Source organism: Actinoallomurus vinaceus (assembly GCF_039542055.1).
GTDB lineage: Bacteria > Actinomycetota > Actinomycetes > Streptosporangiales > Streptosporangiaceae > Actinoallomurus > Actinoallomurus vinaceus.
In genome coordinates, this window is the sequence record NZ_BAABHK010000009.1 from 133,091 (window position 1) to 149,668 (window position 16,578).

The 16,578-nt window shown below is 72.1% G+C and carries 15 protein-coding genes; 9 read left to right on the top strand and 6 right to left on the bottom strand.

Annotated features, from left to right (window positions below; all coding sequences use genetic code 11):
• The first annotated feature begins 58 nt into the window (after positions 1–58).
• Together ABEA24_RS29495 and ABEA24_RS29500 are read left to right on the top strand one after the other, a co-directional pair.
• Complete coding sequence (locus ABEA24_RS29495) at positions 59–547, top strand: aggregation-promoting factor C-terminal-like domain-containing protein (protein WP_345434422.1); 489 nt, start codon at positions 59–61, stop codon at positions 545–547.
• Between the two features lie 303 nt (positions 548–850).
• Positions 851–1,315: an aggregation-promoting factor C-terminal-like domain-containing protein gene (locus ABEA24_RS29500; protein ID WP_345434423.1), complete on the top strand. Its 465-nt coding sequence runs from the start codon at positions 851–853 to the stop codon at positions 1,313–1,315.
• Positions 1,316–1,367: 52 nt separating this feature from the next.
• On the opposite strand, the gene ABEA24_RS29505 is transcribed toward ABEA24_RS29500, so the two are convergent.
• The gene (locus ABEA24_RS29505; RefSeq protein WP_345434424.1) at positions 1,368–2,771 is read right to left on the bottom strand and encodes a class II fumarate hydratase; all 1,404 of its coding nucleotides are present in this window, start codon (positions 2,769–2,771) and stop codon (positions 1,368–1,370) included.
• Between the two features lie 533 nt (positions 2,772–3,304).
• On the bottom strand, positions 3,305–5,224 hold the full coding sequence (locus ABEA24_RS29510) for a serine/threonine-protein kinase (RefSeq protein WP_345434425.1): 1,920 nt from the start codon (positions 5,222–5,224) through the stop codon (positions 3,305–3,307).
• A gap of 134 nt (positions 5,225–5,358) precedes the next feature.
• Here ABEA24_RS29510 and ABEA24_RS29515 point away from each other — a divergent pair, with 134 nt between their 5' ends.
• Both ABEA24_RS29515 and ABEA24_RS29520 read left to right on the top strand, forming a co-directional pair.
• A complete protein-coding gene (locus tag ABEA24_RS29515) occupies positions 5,359–6,615 on the top strand; it encodes a serine/threonine-protein kinase (RefSeq protein ID WP_345434426.1) in 1,257 nt (418 codons plus the stop codon).
• Positions 6,616–6,883: 268 nt separating this feature from the next.
• Positions 6,884–7,399 carry a hypothetical protein gene (locus tag ABEA24_RS29520; protein ID WP_345434427.1) on the top strand — a complete coding sequence of 172 codons (516 nt, stop codon included), beginning with the start codon at positions 6,884–6,886 and terminating at the stop codon, positions 7,397–7,399.
• A gap of 110 nt (positions 7,400–7,509) precedes the next feature.
• Here the strand turns inward: ABEA24_RS29520 and ABEA24_RS29525 are convergent, their stop codons facing one another.
• Complete coding sequence (locus ABEA24_RS29525; RefSeq protein ID WP_345434428.1) at positions 7,510–9,150, bottom strand: fumarate hydratase; 1,641 nt, start codon at positions 9,148–9,150, stop codon at positions 7,510–7,512.
• Positions 9,151–9,290: 140 nt separating this feature from the next.
• Here ABEA24_RS29525 and ABEA24_RS29530 point away from each other — a divergent pair, with 140 nt between their 5' ends.
• Positions 9,291–9,452: a hypothetical protein gene (locus tag ABEA24_RS29530; protein WP_345434429.1), complete on the top strand. Its 162-nt coding sequence runs from the start codon at positions 9,291–9,293 to the stop codon at positions 9,450–9,452.
• A gap of 82 nt (positions 9,453–9,534) precedes the next feature.
• On the opposite strand, the gene ABEA24_RS29535 is transcribed toward ABEA24_RS29530, so the two are convergent.
• Together ABEA24_RS29535 and ABEA24_RS29540 are read right to left on the bottom strand one after the other, a co-directional pair.
• Complete coding sequence (locus ABEA24_RS29535; RefSeq protein WP_345434430.1) at positions 9,535–10,479, bottom strand: DMT family transporter; 945 nt, start codon at positions 10,477–10,479, stop codon at positions 9,535–9,537.
• Between the two features lie 252 nt (positions 10,480–10,731).
• Complete coding sequence (locus ABEA24_RS29540) at positions 10,732–12,066, bottom strand: DMT family transporter (protein WP_345434431.1); 1,335 nt, start codon at positions 12,064–12,066, stop codon at positions 10,732–10,734.
• 86 nt (positions 12,067–12,152) lie between these two features.
• Between ABEA24_RS29540 and pdxR the strand changes: the two genes are divergently transcribed.
• The 4 genes from pdxR to ABEA24_RS29560 all read left to right on the top strand — a co-directional run bounded on the left by pdxR (position 12,153) and on the right by ABEA24_RS29560 (position 15,718).
• Entirely contained in the window at positions 12,153–13,619 is a 1,467-nt protein-coding gene (gene pdxR, locus ABEA24_RS29545; RefSeq protein ID WP_345434432.1) for a MocR-like pyridoxine biosynthesis transcription factor PdxR, read from the top strand.
• A gap of 236 nt (positions 13,620–13,855) precedes the next feature.
• Positions 13,856–14,113 (top strand): hypothetical protein, encoded by a 258-nt coding sequence (locus ABEA24_RS29550; RefSeq protein ID WP_345434433.1) that lies wholly within the window; start codon positions 13,856–13,858, stop codon positions 14,111–14,113.
• Positions 14,114–14,383: 270 nt separating this feature from the next.
• A complete protein-coding gene (locus ABEA24_RS29555; protein ID WP_345434434.1) occupies positions 14,384–15,208 on the top strand; it encodes a helix-turn-helix domain-containing protein in 825 nt (274 codons plus the stop codon).
• Between the two features lie 78 nt (positions 15,209–15,286).
• A complete protein-coding gene (locus ABEA24_RS29560; protein ID WP_345434435.1) occupies positions 15,287–15,718 on the top strand; it encodes a VOC family protein in 432 nt (143 codons plus the stop codon).
• A gap of 333 nt (positions 15,719–16,051) precedes the next feature.
• Here ABEA24_RS29560 and ABEA24_RS29565 read toward each other — a convergent pair whose 3' ends face one another.
• Complete coding sequence (locus tag ABEA24_RS29565) at positions 16,052–16,414, bottom strand: hypothetical protein (protein WP_345434436.1); 363 nt, start codon at positions 16,412–16,414, stop codon at positions 16,052–16,054.
• Positions 16,415–16,578 lie beyond the last annotated feature (164 nt).

Below are 16,578 nucleotides of genomic sequence, written 5' to 3' on the forward strand. Positions count from 1 at the left end.
GGCCGAGACGGACACCGCTCGTCGCGCGACCGGCGCGGCGGCCGATGAAAGGTCCTTCTTGTTCTCAAAGCGCCCACGTGGGCTTTCCGCGGTCAAGGCCGCAGCACTCGCGCTCGGCATGTGCCTCGCCATCGGCGTCGCTGCCGAGGCACCGGTCCAGGCCGCGTCGCCGACCACGGCGGCCGAACGCGTCGTCGCCGCCAGCGCGCACAAGAAGCTGAGCCGCAAGCAGCGGAATCAGCGCATCGCCAAGCCGCTCCTGAAGAAGCGCTGGGCTCACCACTCCTCCCGCTGGTACGACAAGCAGTTCAAATGCCTCGCCAAGCTGTGGGACCGCGAGAGCAACTGGAACCACAAGGCGCACAACCCCTGGTCGGGCGCCTACGGCATCCCGCAGGCGCTGCCCGGCAAGAAGATGCGCACCGCCGGCAAGGACTGGAAGTCGAACCCGGCGACCCAGGTCAAATGGGGCCTGAAGTACATCAAGGGCCGCTACAAGACGCCGTGCGGCGCCTGGTCGTACATGCACGCCCACGGCTACTACTAAAGCCCCAAGGCCGCCGAAGCATCTCGACACTCCTTATCGGCGGCAAGAAGTCGGTAAAACAACGGCACAAACGCGGCCGGGAGCGGTGTCGAACCCCGCGCGGCACGGAACGTGTCATGGCGTGGTGACGGACCGTCATCTTCGATGACGGTCCGTCACCGTCACTCCGAAGCGCGAACCTCGCGTACGGCGGCCCCTAAGGGGGCCGCCGTCCGATGGCCCGGTCGCCCTCACGGCAGCCGAACGGCGGGGTGAAGGCCTGCTCGGGGCGCGACCGGCGCTCCGGCTGACGGAAGAGCCGACTTGGATCTCAAACTGACGGGACTCTCCCGGAGCAGCGTGGCCGTGCTCGGCAGCGCCGCCGCTCTCATCACCGGCCTGGCGGGGGAGTCACCCGCCCGCGGTGCCGTCACCGCCCACGCGTGGCCCGCGATGGTGCCGCACCGGCCGCCGGAGCTGACCATCGCGGAGCGCAACCGGGTGCTCGCCCTGCCGTTCCTCGTCGAACACGGCTGGTCGTTCCGGCAGTACCAGTGCCTGGACCGGTTGTGGATGCACGAGAGCAGCTGGAACCACCGGGCCCGCAACCCGTGGTCGGGGGCGTACGGCATCCCGCAGGCCCTCCCGGCGGCGAAGATGCGCACCGCCGGGTCGGACTGGAAGACCAGCCCGGCCACCCAGATCAAGTGGGGCCTGGGCTACATCCAGAGCCGGTACGGAAGTCCCTGCGCGGCATGGGGCCACTCGGCCTCCAGCGGCTGGTACTGATCCGGGCGTCCCTTCCCGGCCGGCCCTGGAACGGGGCCGGCCGGAGAACGGTCTACGAACCGGCGGGACGGGTCATCGCCAGAACGTCGAGAGCGGCGTCGAGCTGCTCGATCGTCAACCGGCCCGCGTCGACGTGCCCGCGCTCGAGGACGACCTCGCGGATGGTCTTGCGCTCGCGCAGCGCCTGCTTGGCGACGGCTGCGGCCTCCTCGTAGCCGATGTAGCGGTTCAGCGGCGTGACGATCGACGGCGACGACTCGGCGTACTCGCGGCACCGGTCGGCGTCGGCCTCGATGCCCTCGACGCACCGGTCGGCGAAGAGCCGGGAGACGTTCGCCAGCAGGCGGATCGACTCCAGGAGGTTGCGGGCGAACATCGGCAGCATCACGTTGAGTTCGAAGTTGCCCGCCGCGCCGCCGAACGCGATGGCGGCGTCATTGCCGATCACCTGCGCGGCGACCTGGCACACCGCCTCGGGGATCACCGGATTCACCTTGCCCGGCATGATCGACGAGCCGGGCTGGAGGTCGGGCAGCCGGATCTCGCCCAGCCCCGCACGCGGCCCCGAGCCCATCCAGCGCAGGTCATTGGCGATCTTCGTCAGGCCGACCGCGATCGTCTTGAGCGCACCGCTGGTCTCCACGAGGGCGTCGCGCGCGCCCTGCGCCTCGAAGTGGTTCCGGGCCTCGGTGAGCGGCAGGCCGGTGGCCCGGGCCAGCTCGGCGATGACGCGTTCGGCGAAGCCCGGGGAGGTGTTGATGCCGGTGCCCACGGCAGTGCCCCCGAGCGGTAGCTCGGCGAGCCGCGGCAGCACCGCCTCCAGCCGCTCGACGCCGTACCGCACCTGCGCGGCGTAGCCGCCGAACTCCTGGCCCAGCGTGACCGGGGTGGCGTCCATCAGATGCGTCCGGCCCGCCTTCACGATGGACGCGAACTCCTCGGCCTTGCGGTCCAGGGCTCCCTCGAGGTGACACAGGGCGGGGATGAGCTCGTGCACGACCAGGCCGGTCGCCGCGATGTGGATGGACGAGGGGAACACGTCGTTGGACGACTGCGAGGCGTTGACGTGGTCGTTCGGGTGCACGGGCCCGCCCAGCCGCTCCTGGGCGAGGGTGGCGATGACCTCGTTGGTGTTCATGTTCGACGAGGTGCCGGACCCGGTCTGGAACACGTCGACCGGGAAGTGCTCGTCGTACTCGCCCGCCGCGACCTCCAGGGCGGCCTCCGCGATCGCGTCGGCCATCCCCTTGTCGATCACCTCGAGCTCGGCGTTGACCTTGGCGGCGGCCGCCTTGATGTGACCGAGCGCGGCGACGTGCGCGCGGTCCAGCCGCTGCCCCGAGATGGGGAAGTTCTCCACCGCCCGCTGGGTCTGGGCCCGCCACTTCGCCCACGCGGGCACGCGCACCTCTCCCATGGAGTCGTGCTCGATCCGGAACTCCTGCTCTTCGCTCATCGCCCTCTCCCGCGCCGGTCGCTTCGTCCCCATCGCTACCGACTCTAGAGACGGCGGCGCTCCGTGAATCGGCGGGGCACCCGCGGACGCCTCAGCGCGCCAGGGACTCGTACGCCCCGGCGGCGAGGCAGATCGGCGGGCTTCAGCGCACCAGAGATTCGTATGCCTCGACGAGCCGCGGCGCTCCGCGGCGGCGGGGCACCCGGGGAGGGCTCAGCGCGCCGGGCATTCGTACGCCCCGGCGCCTCCTCGGCGGTCGGCCAGACCCGGGGGCCTCAGCGCGCGTCGTACGCCTGGACCAGCTGCGGCGCCCTGCGGTGGCGGGGCAGACCTGCGGGCCTGCGTGCGCCAGAGATTCCTACGCCCCGATGTCTCGCCGGCAGCGGGCCAGATCCGTGGCCTCAGCGCGCCAGGACTCATACGCCCCGCCGCCGCGGCGCTCCGCGGTGGCGGGGCACCCCAGGAGGGCTCAGCGCGCCAGGGACTCGTACGTGTCCCGGCACCCTGGGGTGGCGGGGCAGGCTCGAGGGGCCTCAGCGCGCCAGGGACTCGTACGCGCCGACGAGCCACTCGATCGGGCCGGTGGGGGCCTCCGGGCCGCGGCGCAGGCGTACCTGGATCCGGGCGCGGGAGGAGCCGGAGGGAAGGCTCAGTGTGGCCGGCAGCGTGAGCCGGTGCCCGCTCGCGGCGCAGTCGCCGCTCACCGTCCGGCCGGGGGCGCCCAGCGCGTAGGCCGTGAAGGACAGCCGGCGGGCACCGGGCCGGCAGACGACGAGCACGCCGACGCGGCGACCGCGGTCGGGAACGCTGAGGGTGATGGCGGGAGTGCCCGGCCAGGTGCCGCTCTTCTTCGCGACCCGGCGCGACACCGGCCGGTCCGACGCGTCCAGCAGCGTGGCGGGCAGGACCCCCCGCGATCGCGCGGCGATGGGAGGCGGCGCGGAGGACGCGACGGAGGGGGTGCTCGGCGCCGACGTGCCTACGGCGGGCGTACGGTCGCCGGACGTCGTGTCGCGGCGTCCGGCGCCCCAGCCGTTGAGCCCGGCGAACACACCGGCCCCGACCGCGAGCGCCAGCACGGCGGCCGTCACGGCGGGAAGCATGCCCGGCCGGTCCAGCAGCCGCCGGCCCCGTGCGGATCCCGAACCCGGCGCCCCGGGAGGCTCCGGCCGCGCGGGCGGCAGCCATCCGGCCGTCTGCCGCGCCGGTCCGCCCTCCGGGCCTTCGCCCGCCGGCCGATCCTGTCTCGTGCGGTTCTGGCCGGACCACCCGAAGCCGGGCGGTGTGGCCTGGGCGGACCCGGACCGGTCGAGGCGAGGGGAAGCCGCTTCGGAGCGCCGCGACCGGTCGAGGCCGGGAGGAGCCGGTTCGGAGCGCTGCGAAGGGTCGAGGCCCGAGGGAGCCGGGTCTGAACGCCGTGACGGGTCGAGGCCGGGCGGAGTCGGTTCGGAGCGCCGGGACCGGTCGAGGTCGGGCGGTACGGACCGGGATCGCCCGGACCGCCCGAGAGCGGGAGGCGCGGGCTGGGCCCGGCCGGGCCGCCGGGGACCGGACAGATCCCGGCTCGACCATTCATGGCTGGAGCGTCGGCCCGACCGCACCCGTGACGCCTCGACCGGCCGGGGCGGCAGCGGCGGGGCGGTGGTGGCGGCCAGCAGAGCGGCGGCGCGTTCGGGCGTGAGCCGCCGCGCCGGGTCCTTCTGCAGGAGCCCCTCGAGCAGCGGGGTCAGCGGCCCGGCGCGTACCGGCGGGTCGGGCTCCGCCGTGACGAGCGCGCTGAGGGTGGCCATCGCCGTGTCGAAGTCGTACGGGGGCCGTCCCTCGACGGCGGCGTAGAGGGTGGCGCCGAGCGACCACAGGTCGGACGCCGGCGACGCCCGCTCGCCCCGGGCGACCTCCGGGGCGACGTACGCGGGCGAGCCCATGAACGTGCCCGACTGGGTGAGCGTGGTGGCGCCGTCGTACGTCGCGATGCCGAAGTCGGTCAGCACCACTCGCCCGGACGTCTCCAGCAGGACGTTGCTGGGCTTGACGTCACGGTGGACGATGCCGGCCTCGTGCGCCGCCCGCAGCGCGTCGAGCAGCTGCCGGCCGATCTCCGCGACGCGTACGGGGGAGATCGGGCCGTCGTCGACGAAGACGTCCTCCAGCGACCGGGCCGGGACGTACTCCATGACCAGCCATGGGCGGTCGTCCTCGACCACCACGTCGTACATGGCGATGAGGTTCGGGTGGTCCAGCCGGCCCGCGGACATCGCCTCGCGGTTCGTCCGCTTGATGAGGTTGATCCGCTCTCGGGGCCTCAGGCTGGGCGGGAGGTGAACCTCCTTGACAGCGACTTCACGCTCTTCGGTCTCGTCGTACGCCCACCAGACCGTGCCCATGCCGCCCCGGCCGATCTCCTCGCGAAGCCGGTAACGGCCGGAGAGCAAGCGATCCTGGGACTCGGCCACGAAGCGCAAGATACCCGCGTGTGCCGGTCGCGGCACGCGGATCCTTACCGTGATCTTGCACTCAGGTCGGCTCCGCTGCAAGATCGGAGCTGACAGGCATGTCTTGTGTCGACGCCGTCGGAAGAGGCGTGGGGATGGAAACCTATTCGGCTTCGGGGGTCGGCGGACCCACGGTCCTCGCTTCAGGTGTGCTGCCGCTCGAGACCGACGATCCCGCTTCCATCGGGGGACACCGTCTGGTCGCGCGGCTGGGCTCGGGCGGGATGGGCGTCGTCTACCTGGGGCGCGATCGGGACGGCAGGCTCGTCGCGGTCAAGACCGCGCGCCCCGAGGACGCCGACGACTCCGACGTGCGTCTCCGCTTCCAGAGCGAGGCGGACTGCGCGCGGCGCGTTCCGGCGGGGTGGACGGCACGGGTGCTCGCCGACGGCACCGCCGAGAAACCGCCCTACCTGATCACCGAGTACGTCGAGGGTCCCTCGCTGGCGCACATCGTCGACACGAGCGGCCCTCTGCGACCCGAGCAGCTGAGCGCGCTCGCCACCGGCGTCGCGCGGGCGCTGGCCGCGATCCACGGGGCCGGCCTGGTGCACCGGGACCTCAAGCCCGCCAATGTGCTGCTGACCCCGACGGGGCCGCGCATCATCGACTTCGGCATCGCGCAGCGCCTCCCCGCGTCGGGCGGGCTCACGAGGGACGGCGTGGTGATGGGCAGCCCCGGCTGGATCCCGCCCGAGCGGCTGACCGGCCGGCCCGCGACCAGCGCGTCCGACGTCTTCGGCTGGGGCTGCCTCGTGGCCTACGCCGGGACCGGCCGCAACCCGTTCGGCCAGGGCGACGGCGACGAAGTGGCGGGGCGGACGATCCACGACCCGCCCGACCTCGACGGGCTGCACGAGCCGCTCCGCCCTCTGGTCGCCGAGACGCTGGCGAAGGACCCGGCGGAGCGGCCGCGGACCGCGGAACTGCTGGCGAGGCTCGGGGCCGGCGTCACGACGCCCACCGAGGTCCGGCACACCCGGCGGGCGGTGGTGCCCACCCTGACCGCCGTCGCGCTCGCCGCCGCGGCGGTGGCGGTGGCCGTCATGGCCACGGTCGGCTCCGGACCCGACGAGAAGGACAAGCGGCCGACCCCCGGCGGCGGCACGGTCGCGTCGCCGCACCCGGGAACGCCGAGTCTCCGAACCGGCGGTCACCTGCCGCCACGGCCCGAGTCCGCCGGCACGGCGCCGCCCACTCGCCGCGCCGTGTCGCTTCACAAGCGGGCGAAGACGAGCCCGGCCTTGGCCGCTCCGACGACCAAGGCCGCCAATCCCGGCAACGGCCAGGCCGGCAACAAGAACAAGGGCAAGGGCAACGGAAACGACAAGGGGAAGGGCAAGGTCAAGTAGCCGCCCGCCCCGGAGAGCGCGCCAACGCGGCAGCCGGCGGCGCTTGCCGATCGGCGGCGGCCCACTTCTCGGCCAGGTCGTGGACGAGGTTGAGGAAACACGCGGTGGCGGCGGACGGTCCTCTCGACGCGACGGCGACGCACTACGGCGACCCTGGCCGCAACTCGGGGCATTAAGGGCGTTTTATGACTGTCCTTCCGGCATGATGATCTTGATGTCGCGTCGCTCCCCCCGGAGCGGCCCCCAGCGACAACTCGGAAGGAAGACCATGGCCTTCGCGCGAATCGTCCGTTCCCTGACCGCGGTCGCCGTCAGCGCCGCCGCCGTCACCGCCCTTGCGCCGGCCGCGTATGCGGCCGGGGACAAGGAACACTGCCTCCGCAGCGACAACCCGAAGATGATGAAGACCCTCCCGACGCCCGGTAAGGACACCAAGTTCGCCATCAACCTCTGCGTGGTCAAGCTCGCCAACGGCAAGCACTGGGCCTACGCGGACGTCCACTGGCACAACGGCGGCAACTCCGACGTCGATGACCACCGCAAGTTCGACCAGGTCTACTTCTTCGTCCGCCTCAAGCGCAACGGTGCCAAGAGGCAGGGCCAGTTGTGCGAGGCCCGCCACAAGGTGAACACACAGCAGAACGGCGACGTGTTCTGCTCGACCGAGGTCGACCCCTCGAAGGCCAACGGAGGCTGGACCGCCGACGGCTATGTCCAGTACGACATCGACCGCGACGGCAAGGGCGCCATGCGGTGGAACTGGCCCCATCCACAGGCGCTCTGATCCCGCCATCAGGCCAGGCCCGTCACAACGGCAAGGGGAAGGGCAAGATCAAATAGCCGTCCGCGCCGGCGCGCTCCGGCGAGCGCGCCCGCCCGGCCGGCGAAGGCGCGTCAGCGTCGCCCGATGGTCAGCAGTGGCCCGGTCGTGTCCGCGAAGAAGTCGTCTCCCTTGTCGTTCACGACGATGAACGCCGGGAAGTCCTCGACCTCGATCTTCCAGACCGCCTCCATGCCCAGCTCGGGGTACTCCAGTACCTCGACCTTCTTGATGCAGTCCTGGGCCAGGCGGGCGGCCGGGCCGCCGATCGACCCGAGGTAGAAGCCGCCGTGCTTCTTGCACGCCTCGGTCACCTGCTTGCTGCGGTTGCCCTTGGCCAGCATCACGAAGGAGCCTCCGGCCGCCTGGAACTGCTCGACGTAGGAGTCCATCCGGCCGGCCGTCGTCGGGCCGAACGACCCGCTCGCGTACCCCTCCGGGGTCTTGGCCGGGCCGGCGTAGTAGACCGCGTGGTCGCGGAGGTACTGCGGCATCGGCTCGCCGGCGTCCAGCCGCTCCTTGATCTTGGCGTGGGCGATGTCCCTGGCGACGACGAGCGGTCCGGTCAGGGCGAGCCGCGTCTTGACGGGGTACCGGCCGAGCTCGGCGCGGATCTCGTCCATGGGGCGGTTCAGGTCGATGCGGACGACGTCGCCATCGAGGTCGTCGTCGGTGGTCTCGGGGAGGTACCGCGCCGGATCGCTCTCGAGCTGCTCGAGGAAGACGCCGTCCCGGGTGATCTTCGCCAGGGCCTGCCGGTCGGCGCTGCACGACACGGCGATCGCCACCGGGCAGGACGCTCCGTGACGCGGCAGCCGCACCACACGGACGTCGTGGCAGAAGTACTTCCCGCCGAACTGCGCGCCGATCCCGAGCTTCTGCGTCAACTCGAAGACCTGCTGCTCCAGCTCCAGATCGCGGAACCCGTGGCCGGTGGGACTCCCCTCGGTCGGCAGCGTGTCGAGGTAGTGCGCGGAGGCGTACTTGGCGGTCTTGAGGGCGTACTCGGCGCTCGTGCCGCCCACGACGATCGCGAGGTGGTACGGCGGGCAGGCGGCGGTGCCCAGCGACCGGATCTTCTCCTCCAGGAAGGTCAGCATCCGGTTCGGGTTCAGGACGGCCTTGGTCTCCTGGTACAGGAAGGACTTGTTCGCGCTGCCGCCGCCCTTCGCCATGAACAGGAACTTGTACGCGTCGCCGGGCGCGGCGTACAGCTCGATCTGGGCGGGCAGGTTGCTGCCGGTGTTCTTCTCCTCCCACATGGTCAGCGGCGCCATCTGGGAGTAGCGGAGGTTCAGCCGCGTGTACGCGTCGTACACGCCTTGCGCGATGTGGCGTTCGTCGTCGCCGTCGGTCAGAACGTGCTGGCCGCGCTTGCCCATGACGATCGCGGTGCCGGTGTCCTGGCACATGGGCAGAACGCCGGCCGCCGCGATGTTGGCGTTCTTGAGCAGGTCGAGGGCCACGAACCGGTCGTTCGGCGACGACTCGGGGTCGTCGAGGATCTTCCGGAGCTGGGTCAGGTGGGCGGGCCGGAGCAGGTGCGAGATGTCGTGGATCGCGGTCTCGGTGAGCAGCCGGAGCACCTCGGGCTCGACCTGGAGGAAGGTGCGGCCGCCTGCCTCGAACTCGCTGATCCCGTCGCTCGTCAGCAGGCGGTACTCGGTCTCGTCCGGGCCCTGGGGGAGAAGCTCGGTGAAGGCGAATTCGGGCATCGACTTCCTCGCTGATGACGCGGTCATGGGTGTGGTCCCCAAGACTAGAGCGGCGTGCCGGCGGTACCGAACGCGCCTCGGCGCCAAACGCCCCTTGCCCTGGCGCGCCGGCGGAGGTATGACGGCAAAAGGGGGAAGTAATGCTGCTCAACGTCTATGCCGGGCCAGCGGGAACGTTCCACCACCCGGGCATCTTCTACATCGTGATCGCCATCGTTGGTGTGGCGCTCGTCGCCGGCATCGTCGTGAGCCTGCTCATGCTGGTGCTGCGGAACATCAACCGCGAGTGGCCGATCCGCTGATCCGCGGCGACGGTCACGGCGCCGCACTCGACGAGGCGGCGCCGTAGTTTTCTATGCCCACGCGCCCGTACGGTGACCGTGTTCAGGCCGCGGGACGCGCGCTGCGGGAGCGGGGCGCCCCCAGGTCCGCCACACCGAGGACCACCCCAAGGCCCACGAGCACGGACCCGACGAACTCCGCCGGCCGGATCGTGCGGACGCCCAGCAACACCGTGGTGGCCAGCGCGCTCACGGGGGTCAGCCCGGAGAACAGGCCGGCCAGGTCCGCGCCGATCAGATTGATCGCGTCGTACCAGAGGATGAAGGCGGTGATGGCGACGAACGTCGCCAAATAGCCGATACTCACGGCCTCACTCACGCTCGGACGCCGTACGACGGCGGTGCCGTCCACGGCCAGACCGATGGCGAAGAGGATCATTGCCGCCGCAGCCGAGGAGTACGCCGACACGAGGATCGGCCCGAACTTCGGCAGCAGCGGCACGGCCAGCAGGGAGAAGGCAACCTGCCCGAGGAGAGCGCCCACGGCCAGCACCAGGCCGAGTGGCCGGTTGCCGCACAGCCCGCTGGTCAGCCCCGCGCCGACGGTGACGATGACGGCGGCGGTGACGAGCCGCGCGGTCGGGCGTCTGCGTTCCATCAAGGGCCCGATCAGCGCGAAGATGATCGGGGCGGATCCGATGACCGTGCCGATCGTCGCGGGGCTGGTGTAGTGCGTCGCCTCGACGACACAGAGGTTGAATCCCGCCAGGCCGGTGGCGGCCAGGACGGTGAACAGCAGTCCTTCGCGGACGGTCGGCCGGACGAGGAGGGCATCGGGTTCGACGGGCGAGAGCCGCGCCGCCCGGCGGCGCCTGCGCCACTGGGCGACACCGAGGAGGAAGACGGTGGCCACGGCATAACGGATGGCCTGGCCACCGTAGACGGGATAGTGGGCGATCACCGCCGCGACGGCGGCGATGGTTCCGGTGGCGACCATGGCGAGGGCTGCCTGCGCCATGCCACGGGCACGGGCTGCGGACTGTTCCATGTCCGTTACGCTAAGTAGCAAATGGTCCTCTCGCGAGGGTCAGCTGAAGATCTTTACAGCGGGCCATATGTTCGAACGCGGCACCGGGCCGAAGCCCCCGATTCAGGGGTTTAGCCTGGTCAGGCCGTTCGACGGCGGCGGCGGACCGTCCGGCGCGACCCCGTGCCGCTCGGTTTCCACGACGTGCCGCTCGCATGCCGCCGCCCGCGCGCGGCCGCGTCCGCGGAGGGGCTCGCCGCGCGCACCCCCACGTCACGAACACGGCGCGCCGCCGACACGCACTTGTCCCTGATCAGCCGGCGGCGTGACGGCCGCCCCCGACCGGCCCCGCGTGTCCATGGTCGCGCCCGTCTTCTCACTCGCTCCGCGGCCGGCTCCTGCCTCACCGACCACTCCGCTCACGCGGCGGCTCGCCGCTCCGTCCACGGCCACGCCCACCTCCTCACCCGCTCCGCGGTCGGCTCGTGCCTCACCGGCCGCCTGCTGGTCTCCGGACCGCTGTCGGGAGCCCACCCCCGGCCTCGTGCTCGCTCGGGGGCTCGCCGCTCTGTCCACGGTCGCGCCCGCCTCCTCACCCGCTCCGCGGTCGGCTCGTGCCTCACCGGCCGCCTGCTGGTCTCCGGACCCCCGTCGGGGGCCCACCGGCGGCCTCTCGCTCGCGCTGCTCGCCGTTCCTCCTCCGAGACCGGCCGCGACACCGCATCCGACGAGGAGGGATCCGGCGAGTTCCGCGCCGCTCGGTGTGCCGAGCCCGAGCGCCATCGTGGTGACCGCCGCGCTGACCGGAATGAGACCGGCGAACAGCCCGGCCCGGTCGGCACCGATCCGGCCCAGCGCGTCGTACCACAGGACGAACGCCCCCACCGTGACGACGATCGCGAGGTACGCGAACCCCGCCACCTCGCCCGGAGTCGGCATCCGTACGACGCCGGTGCCGTCCACGAGCAGGCCGACGGCGAGCAGCATCGGGGTGGCGGCCGCCGCCGAGTACGCGGAGACCCGGACCGGCCCGAGCCGGGGCAGGAGCGGCAGGGCCAGCAGCGAGAAGGCCATCTCGCCGGCGAGCGCTCCGACGGCCAGCAGCAGGCCGGTGAGGCTGCCGCCCCCGAGCCCGTTGGCCGCCGCCGCGCCCAGCGCCACGACGACCGCGGCGGCCACCAGGCGCGGCGCGGGACGGCGGCGCTCCGCCAGCGGCGCGACGACCGCCAGCAGGACCGGGACGGCGCCCACCACCGTGCCGATCATCGCGGGAGTGGTGTGCCGCGTCCCCTCGACGATGCAGATGTTGAATCCGGCCAGGCCGGTCGCGGCGAGCGCGGTGATGAGCGCCCACTCCCGGAGCGTGAGGCGGGTGCGGGGCCGCCCGGGCCCGGTCCCATGCCCCGCCGGCCGGCCGCCGGCGGCGCCGGGGCGCTCGCGCAGCCGCGCGACGGCCAGGAGGATGAGCGCGGCGACGGCGTAGCGTACGGCCTGGCCGCCGTACACCGGATACCGGGAGATCGCCGCGGACACGGCGGTCAGCGTGCCGACGAGGGTCATCGCGAGGCCGGCCTGGACGACGCCGCGTGGACTGGTGGTCTGCTCCATGGGCTGAGACGCTAAGCACTGATTGGTCCGCGAACGAGGACCAATCGGCCGCCGACGATAAGGACCATTGCGAAGGGGGACGCGGGGTGGACCTGCACCTGACGCTCGATCGCTCCGCCGGACGGCTGGCCGGGCAGCTCGCCGACCGGCTGCGCGACCTCGTACGGCGCGGAGTGCTCGTCCCCGGCCACCGCCTGCCGTCCACCCGCGACCTCGCCGGTGACCTGAACGTCTCCCGGGGCGTCGTGGTCACGGCGTACGAGCAACTCGTCGCCGAGGGGTTCCTCGTCTCACGTCAGGGCGACGGGACGCGGGTGGCTCGCGCCCCCGTCGCCGAACCCGCGCCGGCGTCCGGCAGCGCGGCGCACCGGCGCGTGCTCCGGCTCGCCGCCGGCATGGACGCCGGTCCGGCCGACCCGCCGGGCATCGCGTACGACCTGCGGCCCGGCAAGCCCGACCTGGCGTCGTTCCCGCGGGAACGCTGGGCGACGGCCATGCGCGACGTACTGCGCGAGCTCCCGCACGTCGAGCTGAACTATCCGGACCCGGCCGGCACCCGGGCGCTGCGGACGGAGCTCGCCGGCTACCTGGCGCGCGTCCGCGCCGCCGTGGCCGAACCGGGGACGGTCGTGGTCACCGCCGGGGTCGCCCACGCGCTGTCGGCCGTCCCGCGCATCCTCCTGGAGGAGGGGCACCGGCTGCTCGCGGTCGAGGACCCGCTCGCCCATCAGCAGCTCCCGCTGATCCGCGCGACCGGCGTCCGCGTCGTCGGCGTGCCGGTGGACGAGGAGGGCATCGACGTCGCCGCGCTGGCCCGGACCCGGGCACGGGCGCTGCTCATCACCCCGGCGCACCAGTTCCCCACCGGGGTGGTGCTGTCGCCGGGGCGGCGCGCGGCCCTCGTCGAGTGGGCGCGGGCCGCCGACGCGCTGATCATCGAGGACGACTACGACGGGGAGTTCCGGTACGACCGGGAGCCGGTCGGCTGCCTGCAGGGCCTCGCTCCCGAGCGCGTGGTCCTGGCCGGGTCGGTGAGCAAGGCACTGTCCCCGGCGCTGCGGCTCGGCTGGGCGGTCGCGCCGCCGTGGCTGGCGATCCGGCTGCGCGCCGCGCGGGCGCTGTACGACCTCGGCTCGTCAGTGCCGGACCAGCACGTACTCGCCCGGATGATCGCGACCGGCGCGTACGACCGGCACCTGCGCCTCATGCGGCGGCGCTACCGGGACCGCCGCGACGCGTTCATCTCCACCCTGACCCGGCGCCTGCCGGAGATCCGGGTGCACGGCGTGTCCGCCGGGCTGCACGCCTACCTCGAGCTGCCCGCCGGCACCGACGAGGCCGAGGTCGTCGCCCAGGCGTCGGCGCTCGGCGTCGCCGTCGAAGGCGTCGCCCCGATGCGCCTGCGGCACCCGGGGCCGCCCGCGATCGTCGTCGGCTATGCCCGCGTTCCGGAGCGCAGGCTGGCCGAGGCGGTCGACCTCCTCGCGCAGGCCGTGTCCGACGCGGGCCGCGCCGAACCCACGCCCCGGGAGCGTACGGACCGGGCCCGGTGAGGCGACGGCCCGTCCTCGCCCCAGGAGACCGCCTCCGCTCCCGGGTTCACCGTCCGGCGAGGCCCGCCCTCGCTGTACCGAGGAGACCGCGACCGCTCCCGGGATTCACGCTCGGCGATCGGCGTTCGCCGTATCGGGTGCCGCAGGTCCCTCCTGTGTCCCTTATGACACCTGGGGAATCGGCTGTGTCGATCGTTCGTCGGCGGGTACGACGTGCTGCGATGAGGAGGATGACAATGAGTCTTGACGAAGCCGCCCGCCAGCTCGAACTCGCCGCCCACGACACCCAGGTCGCCTTTGACTGCATCGGCCTCGGTGACATCGAACGCGCCCACACCCATACCATCACCGCCCGTGCGGCGGCCGACGCGGCCGAGGCCGCACTGCGAATCGCTCTCACTCAGCTGAAGACTCCCGAAGAGGCCGAACGCGCCGGCGAGGAGGCCATACAGCGCCTCCAGCGGGAGATGAGCCCGCACGCCTCCCAGCCCTAGAGTCCGCCGCCGACCGCGTCACCGCCATCAGCGGGACGCGGTCGTCTCTTACCCGATCCTCGGGCGGCCAGGTGCGCCCGGCCGCAGCTGGCGGGCAGGCAGCCGGATCGATCAGTCACTGTGACGCCGGTAGTGACGTCACAGGCCCGACGAACCGGTCATTCATCCGTCAACGTCGGCGGCAATGTGAGCACAACGACGGCAATGAGATGACGGCGGCGGCCTCACCGAGCATTACGCACGCCTCTGGAGGCCGCCTACGATCGCCTTGTGCGTGTGGGACCACAGCCCATGGAAAGCTCCGGCGGACGCCGCGCCTCAGTCGACGGCCGTCCAGCCCCGGCTCTGCGTGGCCGCGTCCTCGCCTACACGGGCTACCGGGAGACGGCCCCGACACCGGTCCGCCGGCGGGAGACACCCGCCGGCGAGTTGATCCTCATCCTCGGATTCGGAAAAGCGCACCACGCGCAGCCCGCACCGGACGCCTACGACCTGCGCCCGTTCACCTCGTTCGTCGCCGGGTTCCACGACCGGCCGACTCTGACCGGCCACGACGGCGGCCAGTTCGGCCTCCAGGTCCGACTCGATCCTCTCGGTGCCTTCGCCCTGTTCGGCGTGCCCGCCCATGAGCTGAGCAACCGGATCGTGGCCCTGTCGGACCTGTTCGGCGCGGCCGCCGAGCACTGGACGGAGCGCCTGGCGGATCTGCGATCCTGGCCGGCACGCTTCGCGCTCCTCGACGCGCTTCTCGCCGAGAGGATCGCGGCGGGCCCGGCACCGTCGTCGGAGGTCGCGTCGGCGTGGCAGGCGATGCGCCGCGTCCACGGCGCGGTAAGGATCGCAGAGCTGGCCACCCGGACCGGGCGCAGCGACCGGTACCTCGCCGCCCGCTTCCGGCAGCAGATCGGCACGACGCCCAAGAGCGCCGCGCGCGTACTGCGCTACGAGCACGCGGCGCGACTGTTGGCACGCGGCGATCTGCCTCCGGCCCACGTCGCGGTGGTGTGCGGGTACGCCGACCAGGCCCACCTGACGCGGGAGTTCACCCGGTTCGCGGCCACGACCCCGGCCGTCGTCCGCCGGTGGGCCGCGTAAGCGGTCGATTTCCTTCAAGACCCGGACCCCGGACTCCTCCTACGGTCGTCGCGTCGGTCCGGAAGAAAGGAATCGATCATGTACGACCCGCGACGCGGCTATCCGATCATCGTTCCCTGTGTCCTGTACGACGATCCGCCGGCGGCGGCTCGGTGGCTCTCGGCCGTCATCGGAGTCCGCGAGGTGGTCCGGGCGTCGCTGCCGGATGGCTGGGTCGGCCACGTGGAGATGGAACGCGACGGCCTGATCATCCTGCTCGGGCGTCGTGGTGGGCAGTTCGCCGGCACGTCCAGCCTCACTCAGGTCTTCGTCGAAGACCTCGACAGGGCGTGCGAGCAGGCGGTCGCCGGAGGAGGCGTGATCCTGGAACCGCCGGAGGACCGGCCCTGGGGCGTTCGTCAGACGGTGGTCGCCGACCCGGAGGGGCAACGTTGGGCCCTGACCCGGCATGTCCGCGACACCGACCCGGCGACCTGGTACGGCAGGGTCCTCGGGCCGGTGCCCGGCTGAGCGATCGGTAGCGCTCGCCCCGGCTTCAGGCGACGGGGGAGTCGGGCATCGCCCCGTCCACAGGCACAGGTACGAAACCGCGCGCCGTGAGGGCGTCATGAAGCGCGATCGCCGTCGAGGCGACCTCGATATCGTGTCGTCCTCGTACGGCGATCCAGGTGGATCTCCACGGGTCGAACAGGACGCCCCAGCGAGGGAAGTCGGCTCGCAGGCGTGCGAGCCAGGGCCCGGTCCCCGCTCCGTACGGCTGCGCGGCCGGTAAGAACGCCGAATCGACGCGAGTGACAGGTTCCGCCGGGGCCGCAGGACCTTGGCGGTACGGCCACGGGGTGCTCACGGGCGGCCTTCGACGTCGACGTGCAGGACCTTTCTGATGAGGGTGGTGGCCCGGTCGATCTGCTCGGCCGGGCACATGTACTCCGCCTCCAGTGGTGAGTCGCGGGCGGGGCCGGTCCAGCACCAGTACCAGTTCAGTGATCCACCGTCGGGGGCGATGGCCACGTACTGGGAGAGACCCGGATTCATCGCCTCCCCGCGCGGATCGTCGGTCATCGATGCCTTGGGGGCCCAGGCCATCAGGGCGCTGGTCCCTATCCGCACCTCCAGCCCGTGGCATCGCAGGGCCATGGCGAGTTCGTTCAGCCGGGTACGGATTACCCGCTCCTGCCAGAGGATGCCATTCCCTGATGTAGACATTTCTGCCTTGGTCGCTGGTCCCTCGGCACTATCGACCCCTGAAATATCGGACAATTTCTCGATCCTTTCCCTTGACTCGCGATGCCTTGATATGAATTCCCAGAATGCATTCCCACGGCATGGATGTCGCTGTTCCACGGCACATCGGGATAGCGCTGGAAATG

What these genes read in the sequence shown, in the direction of transcription:
- ABEA24_RS29505 (WP_345434424.1), bottom strand. Translation starts at nt 2,771, where the DNA reads ATGAGCGAAGAGCAGGAGTTCCGGATCGAGCACGACTCCATGGGAGAG.
- ABEA24_RS29515 (WP_345434426.1), top strand. Translation starts at nt 5,359, where the DNA reads ATGGAAACCTATTCGGCTTCGGGGGTCGGCGGACCCACGGTCCTCGCT.
- ABEA24_RS29520 (WP_345434427.1), top strand. Translation starts at nt 6,884, where the DNA reads ATGGCCTTCGCGCGAATCGTCCGTTCCCTGACCGCGGTCGCCGTCAGC.
- ABEA24_RS29525 (WP_345434428.1), bottom strand. Translation starts at nt 9,150, where the DNA reads ATGCCCGAATTCGCCTTCACCGAGCTTCTCCCCCAGGGCCCGGACGAG.
- ABEA24_RS29530 (WP_345434429.1), top strand. Translation starts at nt 9,291, where the DNA reads ATGCTGCTCAACGTCTATGCCGGGCCAGCGGGAACGTTCCACCACCCG.
- ABEA24_RS29535 (WP_345434430.1), bottom strand. Translation starts at nt 10,479, where the DNA reads ATGGAACAGTCCGCAGCCCGTGCCCGTGGCATGGCGCAGGCAGCCCTC.
- ABEA24_RS29540 (WP_345434431.1), bottom strand. Translation starts at nt 12,066, where the DNA reads ATGGAGCAGACCACCAGTCCACGCGGCGTCGTCCAGGCCGGCCTCGCG.
- ABEA24_RS29550 (WP_345434433.1), top strand. Translation starts at nt 13,856, where the DNA reads ATGAGTCTTGACGAAGCCGCCCGCCAGCTCGAACTCGCCGCCCACGAC.
- ABEA24_RS29560 (WP_345434435.1), top strand. Translation starts at nt 15,287, where the DNA reads ATGTACGACCCGCGACGCGGCTATCCGATCATCGTTCCCTGTGTCCTG.
- ABEA24_RS29565 (WP_345434436.1), bottom strand. Translation starts at nt 16,414, where the DNA reads ATGTCTACATCAGGGAATGGCATCCTCTGGCAGGAGCGGGTAATCCGT.